Source organism: Pseudomonas neuropathica (assembly GCF_051174785.1).
Classification (GTDB): domain Bacteria; phylum Pseudomonadota; class Gammaproteobacteria; order Pseudomonadales; family Pseudomonadaceae; genus Aquipseudomonas; species Aquipseudomonas neuropathica_A.
Genome location: NZ_CP195111.1, coordinates 263,991 through 280,695, shown reverse-complemented (window position 1 = coordinate 280,695; position 16,705 = coordinate 263,991). Strand labels below are relative to the sequence as shown.

Here is a 16,705-nt window from a genome sequence, read left to right as displayed (position 1 = left end):
CATTAAATTTCAAATACTTGCAACTTGTTTAGTTGTTTGCACTTTGCGCATGGCACTCGTTACATCTGCGTGGCAGACGCTGGCGCCGAAAACAGAAAAGCCCGCTACAGGGCGGGCTTTGTTTGAAGTGGGTCGGGCTGGTGAGTTTCCCGCCTCGGCTAGTTCATTGGCAAGCGGGTGGGAGGAACAATCCTGTTCTATCGATGTTGGTAATACCCAGGGCCACCCTGGTAGTAACGATGGTGATCGCCATGCCAGCCGCCGTGGGGGAAGATGATGCAGCCACTCAGGGTCAGCAGGGCAAGAACGGGAATCAGCCAGGTGATTCGACGCAGCATTTTGAAAATTCCTCATGGTTACGCCGTCATGAAGCCAAAACTCTTCATCGGCTGTAACATGAGACCCCGATTGCAGCAGCACATCCCCATAGAAGGGTAAGTGCATGGCATGCAAACGGATACAAACCGGATACATTTCATCGTTTCAGGAAGCCGCAATGACCCACAAGCAACGCTTGATTTATTCGATTCTGATCGCCGTGTCGGTCCTGGCGATCATGCTCGGCCTGTCCTGGCTGCAAAACGCCGGCATGATTTCGGAGAAGACGTTCCAGTTCGTCGCCATCGGTGTGGCGGTGATCGTGGTGGTGATCAACGGCGTCATGCGCCGCAAGGTCAAGCCTTGACGGCGATTGCCGTACGCTTCAATCGTTATTGAGGACGGCCGCAGCCTGTGGATGCAGGCTGTAGCTCTTGTCTTCATTGAAGGTGATGACACCTTCGGCGCACAGGCGCTTGAGCACTTCACGCACACTGAGAAAGGACAGCGGAATATCCAGATCCAGCAATTGGCTGTGGACACCGCGCACGCCCAGACGCCGCTCGCTTTGTGCGGCGACCAGCAGGGCGTCGATGACTTTCAGACGAATCAGGCTGGTGCGCAGCCCGAAACTTTTCAGCAGCAACCGGATGCGTTCGTTACCGTGACGCTCGACGCGTTGCCCGAAATCGCTCGCGTGTGGGCTCATGGAAACTCCTTTGGGTGCCTGGCTACCGTCCGTTGGTAGTTGCGAGTTGTACATGCGATTACTCCTTTTCAGAGCCTGATCGGGAAAGGGTTTTTTTGCTCTCTCTAAACAAGACGTATCAGCACGACAAATCATGAAAGAAAAGATGTAGAAATTTTGTTGGGGGTTTGTCTTTTTCTTGTGATTTCGGGTTGAGGTTGGGGTGGGCTTGGCGGCCTTTGGGCCGACCAGGCTCTTGGGGTTTTGGGTGTATATCCGTTTTTTTTGGTGGTGCGGCTGGCGGTTTCGCTCTTACAGCGAGTCCCTTTGGCAAACGCCCCAAAGGAACCAAAGGTCTGGGCCCCGGCGTTCGGCCCTCGCCGTGGCTCGGGTTCCTTCGTTACGGGATCTATCCGGGGGCATCGCCTACGGTTTGCTTCGCTGCACCTCCTCTCGATGCATTTGGCTTCGCCAAACGGTCGCTGCGCTCCCACCCCCGGATAAATCCCTCCACTCAGCCTGCCGAAGGGGCCAGCACGGCAAGATCAAGAGCTGCAGCCGAGCTAACGCTCATCCTGTTGAGTGGTGGAAGAGCATGCGGGCGGCGGCTTTTGATTTGTTTTTTTGTTGAGTGCGGCTCGGTATTTCACGTCGGCGTAGCTCTACCAATCACCGCGGTCAGTTCCTTCTCCCTCCGGGAGAGGGTTAGGGTTAGGGGCTTTTGATTTGCTGTTGTATTTGAGTACGGCTCGGTATTTCACGTCGGCGTACATCAACCAATCACCTCGGTCAGTTCCCTCTCCCTCCGGGAGAGGGCCAGGGTGAGGGGCTTTTGATTTGTTTCAGATTTTGAGTACGGCTCGGTATTTCACGTCGGCGTACATCAACCAATCACCTCGGTCAGTTCCTTCTCCCTCCGGGAGAGGGTTAGGGTGAGGGGCTTTTGATTTGTTTCAGATTTTGAGTACGGCTCGGTATTTCACATCGGCGTACATCAACCAATCACCGCAGTCAGTCCCTTCTCCCTCCGGGAGAGGGCTAGGGTGAGGGGCTTTTGATTTGTTTCAGATTTGAGTGCGGCTCGGTATTTCACGTCAGCGTAGCTCTACCAATCACCGCGGTCAGTTCCTTCTCCCTCCGGGAGAGGGTTAGGGTGAGGGGCTTTTGATTTGTTTCAGATTTTGAGTGCGGCTCGGTATTTCACGTCAGCGTAGCTCTACCAATCACCGCGGTCAGTTCCTTCTCCCTCCGGGAGAGGGTTAGTGAGGGGCTTTTGATTTGTTTCAGATTTTGAGTACGGCTCGGTATTTCACGTCGGCGTAGCTCTACCAATCACCGCAGTCAGTTCCTTCTCCCTCTGGGAGAGGGCCAGGGTGAGGGGCTTTTGATTTCTGGTTTTTCGGGGTGTATGGGGGTAAATTTTTTTCTTTTGTTTCGTTCCTTCGACAGGCTCATTGCGCGTGGACGCGTGGGTGTTTCCAGGGTGGATCCGCGTCAGCGTCAGATCCGCTCTTTGGCATGTCGAACAGGAGCGAGCGTGATTATTTCCAGACAGTTAACCGGACTGACCTTGGCCGGCGTGGTTTTCGGGCTGAGCTGTTCAGCTCATGCGTTCAGCCCGGCCACTGATGTCAGCGCCGATATTCGCCGCACCGCTTTTGGGGTGCCGCACATTCGTGCACAGGACGAGCGCGGGCTCGGGTTTGGCATCGGCTACGCCTATGCGCAGGACAACTTGTGCCTGTTGGCCAACGAGATCGTGACGGTCAACGGCCAGCGTTCACGCTATTTCGGCCCGGATCAGTTCACCGTCGAACAACGCGAAAACCGTGTCAGCGACGTGTTTTTTACCTGGCTCAACACGCCCGAGGCGGTGAAGGCATTCTGGCAGGCGCAACCTGCCCAGGTGCGTGATCTGGTCGAAGGTTATGCCGCCGGCTACAACCGCTATCTGGCCGAGCGCCGCCCGCAAGGCTTGCCGCAACAGTGTCAGGGTGAGTGGGTGCGAGACATCGCACCAGAAGATCTGGTGAAGCTGACCCGTCGTTTGCTGGTCGAGGGTGGGGTCGGTCAGTTCGCCGAGGCTTTGGCCGGCGCCACACCGCCGCAAGCGACAGCCAGAATCGAACACGACGTGCAGGCCTATCAGTTAGCCGATGCCCGTCAGCAACGTTTTGCCCTTGATCGTGGCAGTAATGCCGTTGCCGTAGGCAGCGAGCGCTCGTTCAACGGGCGCGGGATGTTGCTGGCCAACCCGCATTTCCCTTGGGTCGGCGGTATGCGCTTCTATCAGATGCACCTGACCATCCCTGGCAAACTCGATGTGATGGGCGCCGCCTTGCCGGGTTTGCCGATGATCAACATCGGCTTCAATCAGCATCTGGCCTGGACGCACACGGTCGATTCATCGAAGCACTTCACCTTGTATCGTCTGCAACTCGATCCGAAGGATTCCACACGTTATCTGCTCGATGGCAAGTCATTGCCGCTGAACAAGCAGACCGTCACCGTGCAGGTGAAACAGGCCGACGGGCAGGTAGTGCCAGTCTCGCGTGATGTCTACAGCTCGCAGTTCGGCCCGATCGTGCAATGGCCGGGCAAGCTCGACTGGAACAATCAGTTCGCCTACAGCCTGCGCGACGCCAATATTGACAATGATCGGGTGCTGAATCAGTGGTACGCGATGAATCAGGCGTCCACCCTCGCGCAACTGCAGGATTCGGTCCACAAGATTCAGGGTATTCCGTGGGTCAACACCCTGGCCGTCGATGACAAAGGCCAGACGCTGTACATGAACCTCTCAGTGGTGCCGAACGTCAACGCCGAAAAACTGGCCAAGTGCAGCGACCCGCGTATCGGCACACAAATGATTGTGCTGGATGGCTCCAACAGCGCCTGTGCGTGGGACATTGACCCCGCAGCTGCGCAGAAGGGCATTTATGCCGCCAGCCAGTTGCCGCAACTGCTGCGCAAGGACTTCGTCCAGCATTCCAATGACTCGGCATGGCTGACCAACCCGGCGCAACCGTTGACCGGTTTCTCGCCGCTGATCAGTCAGGAAGGTCAACCGCTGGGCTTACGCTCGCGTTTCGCTCTGGATCGCTTGAGCACGCTGGGTAAAAAAGGTCCGTTGGCCGTGAAGGATCTGCAACAGATGGTGATGGACGATCAGGTGTATCTGGCGACTCAGGTTGTGCCGGATCTGCTGAAGTTCTGTGCCGCTGACCTTGGCGCTGATGCGCAGGCACTGAAGCCGGTTTGCGCCAGCCTCAAGGCCTGGGATGGTCGGGCCAATCTGGATTCGGGTCTGGGCCTGGTGCATTTCCAGAACATCATGCAGGCATTGCAGGCCTCGCCGGATGTCTGGCGCGTCGCGTTCGATCCCAAAGATGCTCAACACACTCCGCGTGGCCTGGCATTCGAGCAACCAGCGGTGGCCAAGGCGCTGCGTGAGGCCATGTTGGTGTCGGTCGAGTTGAGCACAAAAATGGGCCTGAAGCCGCAGACCCGCTGGGGTGATATCCAGGTCGTCAGCAGTGGCGGGCAACAAACGCCGATTCATGGTGGGCCTGGCACTTTGGGCATCTACAACGCCATCCAGAGCGTGCCGCGTGAAGATGGCAAACTCGAAGTGGTCAGCGGTACCAGCTACCTGCAGGTCGTGACCTTCGATGAAAAGGGTCCGCACGCGCAAGGGCTTCTGGCGTTTTCGCTGTCGAGCGATCCGGGGTCGAAGTATTCGCGGGATCAGACCGAAGCGTTCTCGAAGAAACAGTGGAGTGTGTTGCCGTTCACCGAACAGCAGATTCAGGCTGACCCGCAGTATCAGGTGCAGACTGTTCGCGAGACATTGGACAAGGCGGGGAAAGTTGCCGCGCAGTAAACCCGAGCGTTGCTTGTGTCGAGCCTGAAAACCGCATCCTGCAGGGGATGCGGTTTTCAGTTTTTTGGCGGCTGTTGCGGTATCGAGTTGATGACCGGGTTACCTTCCCTGTTACGGGACAGGTACACCGGCAGCACCTTGGGCAGGCTGTTGGCGAGATTATTCAGTTCTTTGATGTTGTAGATACCGCCGACGCGAATCGAGCCGGTCGTGTTGTCGGCCAACTCAAGCGGATTGCTCAGATACCGGTTGATCAGCGGCAGGGCTTCGCTCAGTGCCAGATTGTCCAGGACCAGCTTGCCGTGGCGCCAGGCCAGTGACGTATCGCCTGGGTAGGTCTGGCTGATCTGTGGCATGTAGTCGCCTTGCCTGTAACTCGCCTGCATTGACGGTCCGAGGCGCAAACCGTCGCCCGGCAATGAGCGATTGCTGGTGACCAGTACTGAACCTTCGATCAGGTTCACCCGCACTTGATCCTGGTACATCCAGACATTGAAACGTGTGCCCGTCACCCGAATATTGCCTTCGCCTGCGCGGACGACAAACGGATGGGCCATGTCGTGGCTGACCGTGAAGAACGCTTCACCTTTTTTCAGGGTAACGCGGCGTTCGTCCTTGTAATTGCTGAAGGTCAGATCGGTGTTCAGGTTCAGTTCGAGCTGGCTGCCATCACTCAACGTGACCTGTCGGACATTATCGGTGGCAGCGAAATGCTGGTAGCTGTTGGGCAGCCAGCCCAGATTCCAGCCGGTATAAGCCGCCAACGGCAGTGCGAGTGCACAGACACCTGCAGCGATAGCGAATGGGCGCCACAAGCGCGAAGAAGGTGGGCGCTGTGTCACGACAGAGGGCAATTCGGGGCGTGGCAGATGTTCGGCTACGTCCCAGATTTCCAGCATGGCTTCATACTCGAACGCATGCAGGGGATGAGCGTCGTGCCATTGCTTGAACGCGCGACGCTCTTCGTCCGTGCAGTCGGCGGCGTGCACACGCATGCACCAATGCGCGGCGGCATCGGTGATCGCATCGTATTCGGCTTCCGAGAGGGTGTCTTGGGTCATTGACTCGTCCTGATTTCGCACATTCTAACCTTGTCGGGAAGTTACCGAGAACATCCGTCATGGCATTTGCCCATCAAAGTGGAACTTATTTTTCGCTCAGGCACCCAAAAAGCAGGACGCCAATGACCAATATCCACAAATGGAGTGAAAAAATGATCAAAAAGACATTCGCAGCCCTGATTGCCACTGCCGGTTTGCTCAGTGCCGGCGCAGCATTGGCCGATCGGCCAGGCGCAGGTTGGGTGACCATCGAAAAAGCCATCGAGATCGTGAAAACCAAGGCCGGTTACGTCGAGGTCTATGAGATCGAGGCCAACAACGACGGCTACTGGAAAGGTGAGGGGCGCAAGGCTGATGGCGTTGTCTACGAGTTCCGCATCGACGGGGCGTCGGGCAATGTATTGCGGGATCAGAAGGATTAACCAGCCCGATTGCTGCTTGTAAGAATGCGCCGGCTTCTAGCCGGCGTATTTTTGTTCCGGTTGTCAAGGCAAGGCAGGTAACGATCCTGCCTGGCTAGAGATTGGCGCCGGCAAAGGTATTGGTGCCGGAAGAGGGTCCAGCTCCCGGCCCATTTCGCTGATGAGCAATGCGATCGAGTCAGCGTTGGCCAACATTACGTCTATACGTGCTTCATCAGAGACCAGACTGCGAAAGGCTCTACGTGCATCTGCAAGGTTTTTGGTTTTAGTCAGGGTGAGAATTTTCTTGTATTCATTGGCGCGCTCCGGCAACTGATCCAGATCCACCCACACCCCATTCTTGCTCTTCTCCGCGAACAGCCGTGAAAGTGGCGTAGAGCGGGACAAGGATTTACGTTGGCGATCAATGTCAGCTTTGAGAATTTTCCCGTTAGCGGTTGATGTGTCGATCAGATGGGGATATGGCCCCATCGCTTCTACGGAGACAAAGTCTTCGCTGTCGCAGACTAAATGCGAGAGTTCGTGGATCAGCGAGACAGCGCGAGCGTGAGAGTCAACATTGAACCTGGGAGGCAGAAAAGCGGTGTAGGCATCCAGCCCCGGATTAAAAAACAGTTCGGTAAAGTGGACTACTTTTCGCCTGTCTTCCTTGAAAACAAAAGCAACCGTATCGTCGCCATACCGCGCATTCAGACCCGCGAAAAAGCGTTCCGTATAAAGCAAGTCATCTTTGGGATCTGTCAACTCTCGGCAAAGGGGGATGATCACCTTTTCGAACTTCCTGAGCAGCATAGGGGTGACTTGCGACACTTCGAAAAAATGTCTGAGTGCCGTTTCCACTCGAGTGCCACCCAGATTGTCGCGATGGATGACGAAGTTGTGCAGGCAATTCAGCGCGTAGTCTCTTGCCCGACCGACAGCTTGCTGTATCACGAAGGCTCTGGCGGGATAGCGGCGGTTGATTTGTGCCATGCCTTTAGCCTGGATGTACATCAGTATTGAACGGCTGCGCTCGACGTCGGTTTGCACGCGGTCGCGTTGCTTTGACCGGCAACGACGAGCCGACTTTTCAGCGCCGGCAACCACAAGTCTTGAGTTCTTCTGTTCAAGCGCCGGCCCTTGGCCCCCGTCTTTTATATGCAAATACCAGGTTTTTTCAGACTGGAGCAGCGGATAGACCTTGCCGGCAATCGCCGCGTATTTTTGTGTCGTCGACGAATCTCCGTAAACAAGGTTATTGCTCTCAAGCTTGAGCTTCTCCAGCGCGGTGGTGGTTTCAAAGCGTTGGAGATCAATGCGAGAGGCGGTATCGGGCGGGACTTTTGCCCAGAGAGGGGCGACTTTTACTGTTGTGGTTCCTGCGGTTTCAGCAGCCGTCGATTCAGGAACCTGTACATCAGAGGCAAACTCAGCCGTTTGCTTTTCAACTTCTGTTTCCCAGGACAAGCGGCCCACACTGAACAGGGAAATGGCTCCCGAGATGAAGCTTTTCAGCGCGTTCGCCCAATGATGCTCTTGCAGATCTTCAGCGGACGCTTTGAAGTCGTTGTAGCTCTTCCAGAAAAAAACCAAAGAGGCGAGTTTCCCCGGCAACAGATGGGGAACCAGACGGACGCCGTGGCTGAAGAGAAACTTCGCCGCTTCCCAGTCGGCTTGGGCATTGATCTGCGGCTGGCAACTGAGCAGTTGCGGCAACAAACTGAGGGTGTCCTTGTGCAACCGTTCCAGCAGATTGCCGTTAATGGCAGTGCTTTGCAGTTTGATTTCACTGGGTTTGCCAATCGTTGTTTTCAGCAGATTCTTGAAGACACCCTGTTGCGCAGAGGGCAAGCGCCGGATGATCAAATCCTGAAAATGCCCGGGTGTATTCAAAGCATCGATCAACTGCGCTTCATTTTCGAACTCGCGAAAAACGTACTTGGAGTAAGGAGCGTAGAGCACCCGTGGTCCTGTTTTTCCCGCACCCGGTCCGATGACATAGAGTCCGAGGGCGTCGATGAAGTCAGCACCTCCGGTCTTGATCAAAGACAGCGGGCAAGCAATGGCGTGAGCGTCCTTTACCATGGCACGCGCTACTCCGTCAGGCATATCCAGAACCTGACAAATATAGTCGTATCCGCTTTCCGACAGCTGTTGTTGCAACTTCAGCGAGTGCGCGTGCTGCATCAACTGCCAGGGTAACTGACGTAAAAAACGCGCTTTGCTGGTGCGTGCCGAGTCACGGTCAGCTGACAGCGCTTCGCTCACTTTCTGCGTGTAGGTGGTGGTGATAGCGAGCGATTGCAGCAGTTGTTGTACCGCAGATTGATCGAGCTTTGCCGGCAAGGCAGTGGCTGTTTTCGAGGCAACCTTGAAACCGGTGCCCTGCACGATGTTGTAATGATGCAAAGCAAAGTCGAGCAGGTCGCAGGCGGGGCCGGCCAGTGTCAGATTCGGGGTGATCTGAATCTCCTGCGGTTTGAGTCCATTGTTGGGGAATCTGGCGTCGAGCAGTGTCTGCAGCGTCTCCTCGACATGGGTGGCTAACGCAGGGACGCCCTCGAGAAAATCCTTGCCATCGATGAAGCTGCGCCGCAGTTCATCCAGCAGGGCGAGTTGCGTACGTTGTTCGGTGACCGGGGCCATGCGTAGCCAGTCTGGGTACTCGAGCCGACGGACAATGGTCCGAGCGAGTTCAATGGCCCGGGGCAAGTTGGTATCGATAACGGTGTTTTTCATCTGGCTGAGGAAGTTTGCGAGTGTGGTCTCGTCCTTGATACAAGCGCGCAATACCTCACACTGGGCCAGGAAGTGTTCAATGGCCGATTGCATGCGATCGTTCAGCACATTGCCTTCAATCAGTTGGAAGGTGCTCAGGGTGTATTGCTGATCCAGTTGGCGTTGCTGCGGTGGCAGATTCTCCAGCAGCATCTGACTCAGGTTATTGTTGTCGAGCCGCCGTTGCAGCTGCTTTTGCGCAATGGCGATGTCGGCGAACGATTCCAGGCCGATGGCCGGTGTCCACAGGATGGCGCGTCCGGAGTGTTCGATGTCCAGGCCTCCGCGTTCGGTCAGTAGCACGCAGTGGGCAAGCGGCAGCACCTCACTCTGGCCCTCGCGGGTGAGGGTGAGCGACCATGCATCCGGCCGGAAGCCATTGAGCGACTGGCGATCCATGCGTGTTGCGTGTTTTGCCTCGAACACGGTTTCGACTATTTTTCGTTCGGCCGTCAGCCAGGAGCCGCTGAGGCTTCTCATCTGCGCCTCACCACGCACCCCATCCTCAAAAGCCTGCGCCAATTTCCACCGTATGCCTTCGAGAAAGGCGCGTTGTTCGGTGCTGCTCGCGGTTGGCTGATCTTTAAAGTGGCTGGTGAGATTCTCCAGTGTTCGTTCAAGCGTTGTCGCCAACTGCGCAGCCTTGTCGGCCTGCACGAGCGACGACGGTGGAGCACTGGAAAACAAGGGGCGAGTACTCCAACGCTCGTTGACGTCAAGCTTGAGCAAGCGCTCGTGAATCATTGAGCGAATATCCAGCGCCTTGTCGAAAAGCGCATGGATGTCAGTCGTGCGTTCGTTCTGGCGAAAGAGCTGCAAGGCGTATTCAACGTTCTGGCGTTGTTTGGTGAGGATTGCTTCAAACAGCGTCGTAATGATTTCGCCGCCGATGTTTTCACCGGCCACCTGTGCATTGGCGAATCCAAGGTAACGATTACGCTCCTCCAGATTCATGAGACCGTATAGCTCGTCTTCATGTCCGGCGGCATTGAGCTTGGCGGTCAGTGTCTGTTTCAGATCGGCGTAGTTGGTGAGGACCTGCAAGCCTTGAGTGGGGGTGTAGAGGTAGGCTTTGTCATAGTTGATCATCAGCGAGCCGGCCAACTCGACATAGGCGGTCCCGTCGCGCAAACACACGGTTTCGAAGTTGGGGCGCTGGAAAGCGACATTCGGTTCCCGGATCAGGCTGTGCAATGCATCGAACTCGGTGGCGGAAAGGATTTCCGTTTCGCGCTTGATCATCAAATCCGCACGCACCTGATCCTGCAGCGTCTGACTGAAGAATGTGCGTCTGGGTGATCCCTCGAATGAGGCGGCATTCCAATAGGCCTCAAGCTGTCGGAACAGCAGCATGGTCAGTTTCCCCGACGCCGACTTGATTGCTTCCGACCACGCGATCTGGTCAGCATCCCGGCTTGAGCGAGCGGGATGGGAAAATTCAGCTGTCTGCCCACGCGGCCAGGCTTGACGGCGGAAGTACAGCAACAAAGCTTCACTCAGCGACAGCGAATCGACCCATTGCCTGACATCCCCGGAGAGTGGGGCGGTGTCGGCGAAAAAACTGACCCGGGTGCGCGACTGCTGCAAATCGGCAAAGTGGGGTTCGAGCAGTTCATCGAGAATCTTTTCCAGCAGAGTCGTGAGCGATGGCAGGCGTTTGAGTTCATCCAGCAGGTCGCGCGCGCAGGCGTCCTGAGATTGGTTGATCGCGGCTTGTTGATCGTCAAACACGTCACCTGAGATCGTTTCACGGGTCACGGTGATACCGCGTTTCTCAACCAGCTCCTTGCGCAGCGACACGGTGAGAAAGGCAAACAGATCATCCTTTTCGTCAGCGCTGTCGAGGCGCGTTTGCAAGGCCTCGGTCAGCGCCTTGTGATCAGTGTATTTTTTCAGGCCATCGTAGGGGGTGTAGAGAAACACGCCCTTGTCATCCGGCCCGGCGCTGAGAATAAAACTGCCGGCCAGCGGCACAGCCAATTGTTTGTCGGCGTTAAGCAGAATGCGTTCGGCCAGCATGGGTGGGGTTTGTTCACTGCGCAGCGCATGGGTTGCCAGTTGCACATGGGCGAGCCAAGGGAAATCTTTGCTGTTCAGGCCGTGGGCTAGACGTAAGTCGTCATGCAGGCCTGGGGATTTGAGCATGTCGGGGAAGAGCAGGGGGCTAGGCATTATCGGAACTCTGAGCGGGGACGCCTTGGGCGAGGAGCTCAAGAATAGGTACGCAGTTCAGCGCACTGGCGGTACATAGTTACCGCACAGGCCGAGCTGAAGTGTGCAGGGCAGGGCGTCAGTCACTCCCGAATGTTCGAAGGGTTGACAGCCGACAGCTCCGCCATGGTTAATCGGTAGGCAAGTCGTCCGTACGCTGTTGTTCCCTCCAATAATCATTCTGGAGCTTCAGATGTCTGCGCCACACGATCATGTGTCTTCTGCTGTCTCGTCCTCGTTGTCTCTTGAAGCGCTGACGCAATTGCTTGAAACGATTTTTCTGCGCCACGGTACTTCCGCCGAAGTCGCGCAAGTGCTGGCCGCCAATTGCGCCGGGGCCGAACGCGATGGTGCCCACAGTCACGGCGTGTTCCGCATTCCCGGGTATGTCTCGACCCTTGAAAGCGGCTGGGTCAACGGCCACGCTGTGCCGCAAGTCGAAGATGTCGCATCGGGATTTGTCCGTGTCGATGCCGGCAATGGTTTCGCTCAACCGGCGCTGGCCGCTGCTCGGCCGTTGTTGGTGGAGAAGGCGCGTAGCGCCGGGATTGCCGTGTTGGCGATTCGCAACTCGCATCACTTTGCCGCGCTGTGGCCGGACGTCGAGCCGTTCGCCGATGAAGGTCTGGTGGCGCTGAGCGTGGTCAACAGCATGACCTGCGTAGTGCCCCACGGCGCCGACCGGCCGCTGTTCGGCACCAACCCGATTGCTTTTGCCGCACCACGGGCCGGCGCCGCGCCGATTGTCTTCGACCTGGCCACCAGCGCGATCGCCCATGGCGACGTGCAGATCGCCGCGCGCAAAGGCGAGCGGCTGCCGGCCGGGATGGGCGTAGACAGCCTCGGCCAGCCGACTCAAGACCCCAAGGCGATTCTTGAGGGTGGAGCACTGTTGCCATTCGGTGGTCATAAGGGTTCGGCGCTGTCGATGATGGTCGAGCTGTTGGCCGCAGCCCTGACGGGAGGCAACTTCTCCTTTGAATTCGATTGGTCCAATCATCCGGGGGCGAAAACGCCGTGGACCGGGCAGTTGCTGATTGTCATCGATCCGGGCAAGGCTGCCGGGCAGAGTTTTGCCGAGCGCAGTGGGGAATTGGTGCGGCAGATGCACGGTGTCGGGCTCAAGCGTCTGCCGGGGGATCGTCGGCATTGGCAGCGCAGTAAGTCGTTGGCTGAGGGCATTGTGCTGGACGCGCAGACGCTGGCGCAGTTGCGTGAGTTGGCGGGGGTGTGAGCAAAGAGCAAAGGCCCCTCATCGGAACGCCGCCCGCCTAACCCTCCCGAAACGTCGGACCGCCCGGAGGGAGAGGGGACTGACCGAGGTGAATGGGAGATGTGCGCCGACGTGAGCGATCGAGCTGAGCTCGGGTTTTGAAAGCCTGAAGCTGGTCACAAAGCCGCTGGAATCAAGCAGGCATAAAAAAGGCGAACCCAGCGGGTTCGCCTTTTTTTGTGGGCGTTTGACTCAGCGACGGCCGAGCAGCAAACCAACCACCAGACCGAAACCGGCGGAGATCGCCACGGTCTGCCACGGATGACCGCCGATGTAGCTTTCGGTGGCTTCGACTGCCGGTTGGGTGCGATCACGCACGCTCGACACCGAATCCAGTGCCTGTTGCAGTTTCAGGGCGATTTGTCCGCGCAGCGTTTCCGCTTCTTCGCCGACCAGTGAGGCGCTGCTTTTGAGCAGTTTGTCGGACTCTTCGATCAGAGCCTGAAGTTCGCTGAAGGCCTGATCCTTGATTTGGTCTTCGGCGGCTTGCACGGCGGATTTGCGGGCCATTGAGTGACTCCTTGCAGTTGAATGGACAGTGATCAATGGAGTGTGGCGCTTGCTGAAAAGTTGCACTGAATTTAGGTCAGAAAGAAAAACCTGCGCGGGAGATTTCCGTCGAGCGTGTAAGATGTCGCCATTTTACGCAGCAGGATAATTCCCCATGAGTTTCAATCTGGCCGACAAATCACTCGCAGAGCGCGCTGCGCTGGAAGACGAGAAATCCCGTCTGTTCGAACTCTGGCAGAACAATCTGGGCAAGGCCAAAGGCGAAGCCGCGCGTTTGTTCGGCGAGCGTGGCAAGCGCAAAGGCAAATGGGCCGAATGGGTCCGCGCCGAACTGGACGGCATGTCGCCGCCGGAGTTCGCCAACATGGTGCGCAGTGAAGTCAATCGCCTGATGGCCGCCAACAAGTAAAGTCTCAGGTAAACGTCGCGGCAATCGCCTCGCGCACTTTGACCACCACCGGATCGATCTGCGTGCTGGTGCGCCAGCCCAGTTCGATCGGATAACGCGGCAATTTCAGCGGGCAGGGCAGCAGCGCCAGACCGCTGAGTGCCGCGATACTCTCGGCGGCATGCGCCGGAATCGTCGCCACTGCCCGACTGCCCTTGAGCAGCCAGGGCAATGCGGCGAAATGCGTGGTCGAGGCGCACACTCGTCGATTCAGGCCCAGCGCCGCCAAACCCTCATCGGTAATTCCGATAAAACCGCCCGACGACACCAGAATGTGCTCGCGGGCGACGAACTCGTCGAGGTCGATCTGCCGCTGTCCGGGTGCAAGACTCGCCGGGTCGAGCAGACAGGCATAACCACCTTCGCCCAGCACCTGCCGACTGAGCAGGCGCTCGGCAAAGCCACCTGCCGTGATTGCCAGGTCGATGCTGCGCTCCATCAGGGCGCGGGCGACGATCTGGCTGTGGGTCTGACGGAAAATCAAGCGCAGCTTCGGCGCACTGTGGGCAATTTCCTCGATCAGGCGGCGACCGTAGGCAATCTCGAAGTCATCCGACAGCCCCACAATCACTGAGCGGCCGTCGTATTGATTGGCGGCGGGGTCGACCATTGCCAGACTTTGCCGACATTTGTTCAGTGCCTCGCTGACCACCGGTTTCAATTGATTGGCTTTGAGTGTCGGCGCCAGTCCGCGCCCCGTGCGCACGAACAATTGATCGCCGTAAACCTCGCGTAACCGGCGCAGCGCCGCACTGACGGCCGATTGCGTCACGCCCAGACGCAACGCCGCGCGGCTGGCGCTGGATTCTTCGTGCAGGGCTTCAAAGACTTTCAACAGGTTGAGGTCGACGGTGGCGATATTCATTTGGCTCATATCATTCAGCAGTGTTCAGGGCTTTATTCATGATCGCTCGGCACCGCAGAATCAGCAACATCCGAACCTGATGGAGTCACCTCGATGCCCAAGTCAATTGTTGCTGCGCTGCAAATCGGCGCCTTGCCCGAAGGCAAAGACGCCACCCTGGAACAGATTCTCAGCTGGGAGGGCGCAATCATCGAATCCGGAGCGGCGCTGGTGGTGATGCCGGAAGCGCTGCTGGGCGGTTATCCAAAAGGCGAAGGCTTTGGCACCCAATTGGGCTACCGCCTGCCCGAAGGGCGCGAGGCCTACGCCCGTTACTTCGCCAACGCGATTGATGTGCCGGGCGTCGAGACGCAAGCACTGGCCGGCCTGTCGGCGCGCACCGGGGCCAATCTGGTGATCGGCGTGATCGAGCGCGCTGGCAGCACCTTATATTGCACGGCGCTGTATTTCGATCCGCAGGCCGGACTCATCGCCAAACACCGCAAACTGATGCCGACCGGCACCGAACGGCTGATCTGGGGCAAGGGCGACGGCTCGACCTTGCCGGTGCTCGAGACGCAGGTCGGCAAGCTCGGCGCGGTGGTGTGCTGGGAAAACATGATGCCGCTGCTGCGCACGGCGATGTATGCCAAAGGCATTGAAGTCTGGTGCGCGCCGACCGTCGATGAGCGCGAAATGTGGCAAGTCAGCATGCGTCATATTGCCCATGAAGGCCGCTGCTTTGTGGTCAGTGCGTGTCAGGTGCAGGCTTCGCCGAATGAATTGGGCGTAGAAATCGCCAATTGGCCGGCGGACCGGCCATTGATTGCCGGTGGCAGCGTGATTGTCGGGCCGATGGGGGATGTACTGGCAGGACCGTTGCGCGGTGAGGCGGGGTTGCTCACTGCTGAAATTGACACCGATGAGTTGGTGCGGGCGCGCTATGACTACGATGTGGTTGGGCACTATGCGCGGCCGGATGTGTTTGAGCTGAGTGTGGATGAGCGGGCAAAACCGGGTGTGCGTTTCAACACATGACTCCAGTCCGATAGAGAACTTGTGGGAGCGAGCCTGCTCGCGAAAGCGGAGTGTCAGTCAACGCAAATATTGAGTGTGACGACGCATTCGCGAGCAGGCTCGCTCCCACAGGGGGGCTCACAAGGCCAGGTTTTTTTGGCGTTGCTGCCATTCTTCGCGGGTGATTTCCCAGAGCTCCCGTGGAAAACGCCCACCGACGAAATCGCCTTCATCGGTCCGGATCAAGCGCATCCCCACGCGCTCCGAAAGCTTGCGCGAGCCGATGTTCGGCGCGGCTTTCGGCACGCGCATCACTGGGCGCTGAAGAACGTTGAACCAGTAATCGGTCACCACCGCACTGGCCTCAGTCATCAACCCCTGACCTTGCCACGCCGGCGCCAGCCAGAAGCCGCGGTGTTTGTCCGTCTGATCCATCAGGCTGATCTTGCCGATCAATTGCTCCGGTGCCGATTTCAGGCGAATCGTCCAGGCCCATTCCTTGCCCGCCGCGACCGCCGGCAAGGCAATGTCGCGCAGATAGGCGAGGGCACCGCCCTCCGGATACGGCCATGGCACGGCCGCGTTCAGATAACGCACCACCTCCCAATGCGGAAATTCGCGTTGCACGGCTTCGGCATCGGCCAGTTGCAAGGGGCGCAGGATCAGTCGTTCGGTGTACAGCGTCGGTATGTCTTCCATAAACCTGCAGCCTCCATGAATGTCTTTAAGGAACGAAGCAGGCTAACGCATTTTTACCAGGTCGCGGCACTGGTTTTGGGCAAACTGAGCTTGCCGCTGTCGACGAAACGCATGGTGCCGAACAAGCCGCCGGCGAGTTTGCCGCGCAGGACGTAAGGCAGGTTGTCGAGGGTTTGCGTCTGGCTCAGACCGAGGGTCTGGCGCAGTACCGAGAAAGCCGAGATGCTGACGGGTACCGTGACGATGCTTTCGGAAAACCGTGGGATCGAGCCACTCTGATCGCTGACGCCGGAGGCCAGCGAATGGCCGTTGACCTCCAGATCCAGGGCGATTCCGTTGTAGTCGATGGCTGTTTCATTGGAATTCTGTACGCGTAACTTGATGGCGAAACGTACTTCCAGATCCTGGCTCGGCAATGGTTCGAGACCGACCACGTTGATGTTCACTGGATCACGGTTGGGGAACAGCGCGCAGGCGCTGAGGGACAGTAGCAGTAACGACAGAATGACGGCGTGCAAGCGGCGCATAAACAGTCTCTCAACAAAAAAGGGCTGAACCGTTATCGGCTCAGCCC

Annotated in this window: 14 protein-coding genes; 6 read left to right on the top strand and 8 right to left on the bottom strand. The window is 57.7% G+C overall.

What is annotated here, in order from left to right; translation table 11 throughout:
* Positions 1–197: 197 nt before the first annotated feature.
* Positions 198–338 (bottom strand): hypothetical protein, encoded by a 141-nt coding sequence (locus tag ACRRSD_RS01280; protein WP_008077622.1) that lies wholly within the window; start codon positions 336–338, stop codon positions 198–200.
* A 158-nt stretch (positions 339–496) separates the two neighbouring features.
* Here ACRRSD_RS01280 and ACRRSD_RS01275 point away from each other — a divergent pair, with 158 nt between their 5' ends.
* Positions 497–685 (top strand): hypothetical protein, encoded by a 189-nt coding sequence (locus ACRRSD_RS01275; RefSeq protein WP_038363103.1) that lies wholly within the window; start codon positions 497–499, stop codon positions 683–685.
* An 18-nt stretch (positions 686–703) separates the two neighbouring features.
* Here ACRRSD_RS01275 and ACRRSD_RS01270 read toward each other — a convergent pair whose 3' ends face one another.
* The gene (locus ACRRSD_RS01270) at positions 704–1,081 is read right to left on the bottom strand and encodes a fe2+ zn2+ uptake regulation protein (protein ID WP_077572726.1); all 378 of its coding nucleotides are present in this window, start codon (positions 1,079–1,081) and stop codon (positions 704–706) included.
* Between the two features lie 1,462 nt (positions 1,082–2,543).
* On the opposite strand from ACRRSD_RS01270, the gene pvdQ reads away from it, so the two are divergent.
* Positions 2,544–4,889 carry a bifunctional acylase PvdQ gene (gene pvdQ / locus ACRRSD_RS01265; protein WP_435036774.1) on the top strand — a complete coding sequence of 782 codons (2,346 nt, stop codon included), beginning with the start codon at positions 2,544–2,546 and terminating at the stop codon, positions 4,887–4,889.
* Positions 4,890–4,945: 56 nt separating this feature from the next.
* Here pvdQ and ACRRSD_RS01260 read toward each other — a convergent pair whose 3' ends face one another.
* Complete coding sequence (locus ACRRSD_RS01260; RefSeq protein ID WP_435036773.1) at positions 4,946–5,950, bottom strand: FecR family protein; 1,005 nt, start codon at positions 5,948–5,950, stop codon at positions 4,946–4,948.
* 152 nt (positions 5,951–6,102) lie between these two features.
* On the opposite strand from ACRRSD_RS01260, the gene ACRRSD_RS01255 reads away from it, so the two are divergent.
* Positions 6,103–6,372 carry a PepSY domain-containing protein gene (locus ACRRSD_RS01255; protein WP_435036772.1) on the top strand — a complete coding sequence of 90 codons (270 nt, stop codon included), beginning with the start codon at positions 6,103–6,105 and terminating at the stop codon, positions 6,370–6,372.
* Between the two features lie 63 nt (positions 6,373–6,435).
* On the opposite strand, the gene ACRRSD_RS01250 is transcribed toward ACRRSD_RS01255, so the two are convergent.
* Positions 6,436–11,301 carry a dermonecrotic toxin domain-containing protein gene (locus tag ACRRSD_RS01250; protein ID WP_435036771.1) on the bottom strand — a complete coding sequence of 1,622 codons (4,866 nt, stop codon included), beginning with the start codon at positions 11,299–11,301 and terminating at the stop codon, positions 6,436–6,438.
* A gap of 232 nt (positions 11,302–11,533) precedes the next feature.
* Between ACRRSD_RS01250 and ACRRSD_RS01245 the strand changes: the two genes are divergently transcribed.
* Positions 11,534–12,574 carry an Ldh family oxidoreductase gene (locus ACRRSD_RS01245; RefSeq protein WP_435036770.1) on the top strand — a complete coding sequence of 347 codons (1,041 nt, stop codon included), beginning with the start codon at positions 11,534–11,536 and terminating at the stop codon, positions 12,572–12,574.
* Between the two features lie 231 nt (positions 12,575–12,805).
* On the opposite strand, the gene ACRRSD_RS01240 is transcribed toward ACRRSD_RS01245, so the two are convergent.
* The gene (locus tag ACRRSD_RS01240; RefSeq protein WP_038363085.1) at positions 12,806–13,123 is read right to left on the bottom strand and encodes a DUF883 family protein; all 318 of its coding nucleotides are present in this window, start codon (positions 13,121–13,123) and stop codon (positions 12,806–12,808) included.
* A 154-nt stretch (positions 13,124–13,277) separates the two neighbouring features.
* Between ACRRSD_RS01240 and ACRRSD_RS01235 the strand changes: the two genes are divergently transcribed.
* Positions 13,278–13,532 (top strand): hypothetical protein, encoded by a 255-nt coding sequence (locus ACRRSD_RS01235; protein ID WP_007917411.1) that lies wholly within the window; start codon positions 13,278–13,280, stop codon positions 13,530–13,532.
* Positions 13,533–13,536: 4 nt separating this feature from the next.
* Here the strand turns inward: ACRRSD_RS01235 and ACRRSD_RS01230 are convergent, their stop codons facing one another.
* Positions 13,537–14,445, bottom strand: coding sequence for a LysR family transcriptional regulator (locus ACRRSD_RS01230; protein ID WP_435036769.1), 909 nt, complete (start codon positions 14,443–14,445; stop codon positions 13,537–13,539).
* 84 nt (positions 14,446–14,529) lie between these two features.
* Here ACRRSD_RS01230 and ACRRSD_RS01225 point away from each other — a divergent pair, with 84 nt between their 5' ends.
* Positions 14,530–15,453, top strand: coding sequence for a carbon-nitrogen hydrolase family protein (locus ACRRSD_RS01225; protein ID WP_435036768.1), 924 nt, complete (start codon positions 14,530–14,532; stop codon positions 15,451–15,453).
* Between the two features lie 117 nt (positions 15,454–15,570).
* Here ACRRSD_RS01225 and ACRRSD_RS01220 read toward each other — a convergent pair whose 3' ends face one another.
* Positions 15,571–16,131 carry a GNAT family N-acetyltransferase gene (locus tag ACRRSD_RS01220; RefSeq protein WP_435036767.1) on the bottom strand — a complete coding sequence of 187 codons (561 nt, stop codon included), beginning with the start codon at positions 16,129–16,131 and terminating at the stop codon, positions 15,571–15,573.
* A gap of 53 nt (positions 16,132–16,184) precedes the next feature.
* Positions 16,185–16,658: an LEA type 2 family protein gene (locus ACRRSD_RS01215; protein ID WP_435036766.1), complete on the bottom strand. Its 474-nt coding sequence runs from the start codon at positions 16,656–16,658 to the stop codon at positions 16,185–16,187.
* Positions 16,659–16,705: the final 47 nt, after the last annotated feature.

Coding starts and splice junctions, on each gene's coding strand:
- ACRRSD_RS01280 (WP_008077622.1), bottom strand. CDS start 338: ATGCTGCGTCGAATCACCTGGCTGATTCCCGTTCTTGCCCTGCTGACC.
- ACRRSD_RS01275 (WP_038363103.1), top strand. CDS start 497: ATGACCCACAAGCAACGCTTGATTTATTCGATTCTGATCGCCGTGTCG.
- ACRRSD_RS01270 (WP_077572726.1), bottom strand. CDS start 1,081: ATGTACAACTCGCAACTACCAACGGACGGTAGCCAGGCACCCAAAGGA.
- ACRRSD_RS01260 (WP_435036773.1), bottom strand. CDS start 5,950: ATGACCCAAGACACCCTCTCGGAAGCCGAATACGATGCGATCACCGAT.
- ACRRSD_RS01255 (WP_435036772.1), top strand. CDS start 6,103: ATGATCAAAAAGACATTCGCAGCCCTGATTGCCACTGCCGGTTTGCTC.
- ACRRSD_RS01250 (WP_435036771.1), bottom strand. CDS start 11,301: ATGCCTAGCCCCCTGCTCTTCCCCGACATGCTCAAATCCCCAGGCCTG.
- ACRRSD_RS01245 (WP_435036770.1), top strand. CDS start 11,534: ATGTCTGCGCCACACGATCATGTGTCTTCTGCTGTCTCGTCCTCGTTG.
- ACRRSD_RS01240 (WP_038363085.1), bottom strand. CDS start 13,123: ATGGCCCGCAAATCCGCCGTGCAAGCCGCCGAAGACCAAATCAAGGAT.
- ACRRSD_RS01235 (WP_007917411.1), top strand. CDS start 13,278: ATGAGTTTCAATCTGGCCGACAAATCACTCGCAGAGCGCGCTGCGCTG.
- ACRRSD_RS01230 (WP_435036769.1), bottom strand. CDS start 14,445: ATGAGCCAAATGAATATCGCCACCGTCGACCTCAACCTGTTGAAAGTC.
- ACRRSD_RS01225 (WP_435036768.1), top strand. CDS start 14,530: ATGCCCAAGTCAATTGTTGCTGCGCTGCAAATCGGCGCCTTGCCCGAA.
- ACRRSD_RS01220 (WP_435036767.1), bottom strand. CDS start 16,131: ATGGAAGACATACCGACGCTGTACACCGAACGACTGATCCTGCGCCCC.
- ACRRSD_RS01215 (WP_435036766.1), bottom strand. CDS start 16,658: ATGCGCCGCTTGCACGCCGTCATTCTGTCGTTACTGCTACTGTCCCTC.